Here is a 5,809-nt window from a genome sequence, read left to right as displayed (position 1 = left end):
AAGCTCCCCCGGCTCACCCCCGGCCGGGGCTCACGTGCTGCGCCCCACCCGCTCCCGGTACCACTCCGCCGCGTCCGCGAGGCGGCTCAGTGGGCCTGGGCCCGCCGGCTCCGCCGCCAGTGCCCAGATCTCCTCGGCGCGGTACCAGTGGTCGCGGCCGATCAGGTCGAACTGGCGTTCCGACACGAAGCCGGGGGTGGAACGCAGCCGCTCCAGGCAGACGGGCCACGGCCAGTCGGCTTCCGGACGGGGTGGCAGCACACCGTGCCGCGCCAGCACCGCGAGGAGGTCGCCGACACGCACGGGGTCGGGATGGCTCACGTGGTGGACGCCGGGTGGCACCCGCCGGGAACCGGTGGCGACGGCGGCGATCAGGCGGCCGAGGTCGCCGACGTCGACCAGCGACAGCAGGGCACGTCCGCCGTCCCACTCGGCCGGCACCCGCTCGACCAGTTCCCGCAGGGCGGGCACGGTCCAGCGGTCACCGGCCCCGAGGACCAGCCCCGGCCGCAGGACGACCGCGCCGGCCTCCCGCGCGTAGGCCTCCCCGGCCAGCCGGGTCCGGCTCACGGCGGAGACCGGCTCCGCGGGTATCTCGTCCACGGTGATGCCCCGGTGCGGGCCTGCGCCGTACACCGCGGCCGTCGAAAGGTGCACCACCCGGCGGACGCCGGCCCGCCGGGCCTCGGCCATGAGCGCACGGGTGGCGTCGACGTTGACCGCCTCGCACAGCCGCTCGTCCCCGCCGATGTACGAGGCGAGATGGACGACCACGCGTGCGCCCTCGCAGAGACCGCGCACCGCGTCCGGGTCGGTCAGGTCGCCGCGCACCCACTCGACGGACCCGACCCGCTCCCCGCCCTCGACAACCGTGCGGACCAGCGCGCGCACGCGTGTTGCCCGCCCGCCGTCCGTCAGCGCGCCGAGCGCGCGGGACCCGATGAAGCCGGTCGCGCCGGTCAGCACGAGCGTTCCCTCGTCCGTGCCCTCGTCGCTCCTTGCCGTGCAGCCGTTCAGGGAAGGTCTTCCTCTCCTCGCGGCGCCCGCCGGGCCGGCCGCCGTCACCGCGGTCAACGTCCGGGCGTGCGCGACGGGTTCCCGGCCGGTCCACGACTCGCCGATTGGCCTTGGCCCGCCGCCGCTCCCACCGCCTACCGTCGCCGCATGCGGATTCGAATCGTCGATGCCTTCACCGACCGTCCCTTCGCCGGTAACCCGGCCGGGGTCCTGCTGCTCGACGCCTTCCCGGGCGACGACCGGCTCCAGAACGTGGCCCTGGAGGTCAACCACGCCGAGACGGCGTTCGCGCACCCGCTGCCGGCCGGCGGCGAGGCCGACTGGGCGCTGCGCTGGTTCACTCCCGTCACCGAGGTGGCGATGTGCGGTCACGCCACGCTCGCCACGGCGCACGTCCTGCACAGCACGGGCGCCCACGCGGGGTCCGTGCGGTTCGCGACCCTCAGCGGGGTGCTGGTCGCGACGCCCGCCGAGGACGGTTCGATCACCCTGGACTTCCCGACCGCCCCGCTCACGCGCGTGGACGTCCCGGCGGGGGTCGCCGAGGCTCTGGGCGCCGAACCGCTCACGGCCTTCGACACCGGCCCGAACGTCGGGGACCTGCTGGTCGAACTCGCCGACGAGAGGACCGTCCGGAGTTTGCGCCCCGACCACCAGGCCCTGTGCGCCCACTCCGCGCGCGGCATCATCGCGACCGCCCGCGCCGAGCAGCCCGGTCTGGGCCACGACTTCGTCTCCCGCTGTTTCTTCCCGAACGTCGGCATCGACGAGGACCCGGTCACCGGCAGCGCCCACACGGCACTGGCCCCCTTCTGGTCGGAGCGCCTCGGCCGCACCGAACTGACCGGCCTCCAGGCCTCACCGCGCTCCGGTCACGTCGGCACCGAACTACGCGGCGGGCGCACCCTGTTGAAGGGCCGCGCGGTCACCGTCATCGAGGGCGACCTGCTCGCGTAGCCGGCCCCGGGCAGGGGGACGTACGGCCGGTGCTCACGCCGTGGGCAGCCAGTCGACCTTGCCCGCCAGCAGCGCGTACCCGACGAAGGCCCCGATGTCGAGCAGGGAGTGCGCGACGACCAGGGGCCCCACCCGGCCCCAGCGCCGGTAGAGGTGGACGAACACCAGGCCCATCACCATGTTGCCGATGAAGCCGCCGATGCCCTGGTAGAGGTGGTACGAGCCGCGCAGGACGGAGCTGGCCATCAGCGCGCCGACCGGTGTCCAGCCCAGCTGGCCGAGGCGGCGCAGCAGATAGCCGACGACGATGACCTCTTCGAGGATCGCGTTCTGGAGCGCGGACAGGATCAGCACCGGGTACTTCCACCACACGTCGGGCAGCGCCTCGGGGACCACCGTGAGGTTGAAGCCGAGGCCGCGGGCGGCGAGGTAGAAGGCGATGCCGGAGCTGCCGATGACCGCGGCGATCGCGGCACCGCGGCCGAGGTCGAACCAGGGGCGGGTGCGGTCGAAGCCGAGGGTGCGCAGGCCCCGCCCCTCGCGCAGCAGGAAGTGCGCGACCAGCGCGACGGGCACGAGCGAGCTGGCGATCCCGAACAGCTGCCAGGCGAGATCCAGCCAGGGGCGGCCGGGCGCGGCCGAGGCGTTGAGGGTCGCCGCCTGGTCCTTGAGGCCGCCCGGCTTCGTGACCGATCCGAGAAAACTGATCAGGGCGGACACCCCGCTCGCACCCAGCGAGACACCCAGGACGAGCAGCGTCTCGTCCCGGAGGATCCGTCGGGAGAACTTCTCCTGCGGAAAAGAATCAGCCACCTAGCGGGCCTCCACCTTCACACCTGCAGCACCACCGTCGGACGTCACAGCTTGCCCGATCAGTGCGATGCGACCGGCGCCGACCCCCTCTCCGCCCGGAGGTCCCCGCCCGCAGGATCCGGACGAAGGGGATCGCGGTGGCTCTCACCCCGTGGGGACAGGCTCCGGCAACCCCACCGGCCAGGTGTGCGCCGGCTCCCCCCGATGGCTCAGTTCCGCGTACCGCCGGGTCGTCGCCGCCAGCGCCGCGTCCCGCGGCAGTCCGGCCTCCAGCGCGCGGTGGAAGGTCGCCACCTGCCAGCTCGCTCCGTTGGTCCGGCGCCGGCACCGCTCCTTGATGACTCCCAGATACAGATCGCGGTCGGCCGGCTCCACCCCCCACGCATCCAGCCCGGCCTCGGCCAGCGGCAGCAACTCGTCGCGTACGAGGCTCACCGCGTCGACCTCCGCCACGCCGCCCAGCCGGCCGCGCCGGGGCCACCGCAGGCGGGCGTCGATGCCGTAGCGGCAGGCGGCGTCGAAGTTGGCGGCGGCGGTCTCGAAGGGCAGCCGCGTCCATACGGGCCGTGACTCCTCGGCCAGGGCGCGGACCACGCCGTAGTAGAAGGCCGCGTTGGCGACGACGTCGGTGACCGTGGGGCCGGCGGGCAGGACGCGGTTCTCGACGCGCAGGTGCGGGACGCCGTCGGCGATGCCGTAGACGGGACGGTTCCAGCGGTAGACGGTCCCGTTGTGCAGGACCAGCTCGGCGAGCTTGGGGGTGCCGCCCGCCGCCAGCGCCTCCTGCGGGTCCTCGTCGTCGCAGATGGGCAGCAGTGCGGGGAAGTAACGCAGGTTCTCCTCGAACAGCTCGTACGCGGAGCTGATCCATCGCTCGCCGAACCAGGTCCGCGGACGTACGCCCTGCGCCTGAAGTTCCGGCGGCCGCGTGTCGGTGGCCTGCTGGAACAGCGGAGGCCTGGACTCACGCCACAGTTCGCGGCCGAAGAGGAACGGCGAGTTGGCGCCGATGGCGATCTGGGCGGCGGTGACGGCCTGCGCGGCGTTCCAGACGTCGGCGAAGCGACCCGGCGTCACCTGGAGGTGCAGCTGCACGGAGGTGCACGCGGCCTCGGGGACGATCGACTTCGACGTGCAGGAAAGGTGCTCGACGCCCTCGATGTCGAGGGTGAACTCCTCACCGCGTGCCGCCACGATCTGATCGTTGAGGAGGGTGTAGCGGTCGACGTCGGAAAGGTTGGAGGAGACCAGGTCGTCACGGTCCAGAGTCGGCAGAATACCGATCATCACGATTCCCGCGTCGACCTCTCCCGCCTTTCGGTGGGCATATGCCAGCGACGTACGGAGTTCCTCCGCGAGCCGGTCGAATACTCGCCCGCCCAGCCGGTGTGGAGCTATGTTGACTTCCAGGTTGAACATGGCCAGTTCTGTTTGGAAATCTCGGCTGGCGATCCGCTCCAGCACTTCCCCGTTCAGCATTTTCGGCAGACCGTCGGCGCCCGCGAGATTCAGCTCGATCTCCAGCCCCATGAGATTCCTGGGGCGGTCGAAACGCTGCTGGGCCAGCAGCCGCTCCAGCACCGTCAGGCACTGTCGCAGCTTGTCGCGGTAGCGCTGACGATCGGACAGGTCGAACGCGCCTGCCACGACCTTCTCCCCCATCGGGCGTCCCTCCTCGCGTGGGCGGTCCGAGGATCCGGCCGCCGGTGTTCCCGGGGTCAGGGGGGATGATGCCCAGCCCCGTCGATCGATAACGTCACCTACCCGGCACGGCACCCGCTACTCTGACCGAGGCGTCCGTAAGTGACCGGAGGCACATTCGCCGGGCATGAAGCAAAGGGAAGATTCACGAACTCGGGATCTCGTGAAAAACGCCGACGAGAATAGGCCGACCGCCGCACGCGCATATCCTGAGGTCATCGAGCCGCGGGCCGCTCTGAATCGGGATGATTCACGCGTATCGCCGCCCGAATGGAACCTTGCCGAGTGTCCGGGAAGCGGCTAGACGAAACACAGTCTGAACACGTGTCGTATAAACTCCGCGAACAAGGCGGAGAAGGTGGGCACTCCGCGGTCGAAGGAGCCAGTCGTCGTCCAGGAGACGGACGGCAGGCCGCAGGCGCACCCCTGTTTCCCAGACCCCGGCCCCTGCCTCTGCGACCTCACCCTGAGAGCTGACAGCGCCGTCCGCCCCACCCACGCCCTCGTGCCACCGTGCCTGTCGAATGAGAGGCGACCCACCATGCCGCTGCATGTCCCCCCGGCTCCCGCGCCCGCCCTGCGCTCCGTCCTCACGGCACTCGGTTCCCCCACCGCGGTCCGCGAGGCGAGGACTTCCTCCCTGCGCACCGCGCAGGGACCCGTCACCCCGGAACTCCCGCTGCCCGTGCACGTCCTGGACCGGATCACCCCCGAGGGGATGTCCGCGACCAGGCTGGCCGGCTGGCGCTTCCTGATCCGCTGCGGCGACCGGGCGCTGGCCGCGGCCGAGACCCGGCTGACCCCGGACGGCTGGGCCTTCTCGCACTTCTTCGAGGGCCCGTACCTCGCCTCCACCGAACTGGCACTGCAGCAGTCCGAGTCGACGGCACAGCCGTACCAGGCGCGTCTGCTGTCCCTTCCGAGCCTGTACATGCTCACCCTGTGGCTGCACGGCGACTACGCCTCGGACGGCACCACCGGCCATCCGGCGCCGACCGACCTGCTGGTACCGCTGGCTCCGGCACCGCCCGGCATCGCCGCGCACCGTCCGCACCGGGTCGCCGAACTGCTGCCCGTCCTGACCCTGCGGGTGACCCGGCCACCCCTCCTCGGCTCGCCCGCCTGAAACGTACGCCCGTACCCCGCCACCGCGACCCCGGTGGCGGGGTACCGTGCGGTGCGATGCGGTGCCGGGCGGTCCGGCCGCAACGGCCCATGCCGACTAGGCACTGTCCGGCGGATCATGTGACCTTCTGACTGGTCGCTCGTTGGTTCGGTCATGGGTCGGGGGGATCTGACGAATCGCGAGTGGTCGTTGCTT

Annotated in this window: 5 protein-coding genes; 2 read left to right on the top strand and 3 right to left on the bottom strand. The window is 71.7% G+C overall.

Annotated elements, in window-relative coordinates:
• Positions 1-30: 30 nt before the first annotated feature.
• A complete protein-coding gene (locus P1P75_RS38970) occupies positions 31-1,065 on the bottom strand; it encodes an NAD-dependent epimerase/dehydratase family protein (RefSeq protein WP_319264306.1) in 1,035 nt (344 codons plus the stop codon).
• A 99-nt stretch (positions 1,066-1,164) separates the two neighbouring features.
• Here P1P75_RS38970 and P1P75_RS38965 point away from each other — a divergent pair, with 99 nt between their 5' ends.
• Entirely contained in the window at positions 1,165-1,974 is an 810-nt protein-coding gene (locus tag P1P75_RS38965; protein WP_319264304.1) for a PhzF family phenazine biosynthesis protein, read from the top strand.
• A gap of 33 nt (positions 1,975-2,007) precedes the next feature.
• Here the strand turns inward: P1P75_RS38965 and P1P75_RS38960 are convergent, their stop codons facing one another.
• Together P1P75_RS38960 and P1P75_RS38955 are read right to left on the bottom strand one after the other, a co-directional pair.
• Positions 2,008-2,787 (bottom strand): type II CAAX endopeptidase family protein, encoded by a 780-nt coding sequence (locus P1P75_RS38960; protein ID WP_319264302.1) that lies wholly within the window; start codon positions 2,785-2,787, stop codon positions 2,008-2,010.
• A gap of 144 nt (positions 2,788-2,931) precedes the next feature.
• Positions 2,932-4,449: a glutamate-cysteine ligase family protein gene (locus P1P75_RS38955; protein WP_319264301.1), complete on the bottom strand. Its 1,518-nt coding sequence runs from the start codon at positions 4,447-4,449 to the stop codon at positions 2,932-2,934.
• A gap of 580 nt (positions 4,450-5,029) precedes the next feature.
• Here P1P75_RS38955 and P1P75_RS38950 point away from each other — a divergent pair.
• Complete coding sequence (locus P1P75_RS38950) at positions 5,030-5,614, top strand: hypothetical protein (RefSeq protein WP_319264299.1); 585 nt, start codon at positions 5,030-5,032, stop codon at positions 5,612-5,614.
• Positions 5,615-5,809: the final 195 nt, after the last annotated feature.

It is taken from the genome of Streptomyces sp. ID05-39B, from assembly GCF_033794725.1.
In the GTDB taxonomy this organism is placed as follows: Bacteria; Actinomycetota; Actinomycetes; order Streptomycetales; family Streptomycetaceae; genus Streptomyces; species Streptomyces bobili.
The sequence above is the reverse complement of the archived record's forward strand: the minus strand, read 5'-3'. Positions and strand labels throughout refer to the sequence as shown.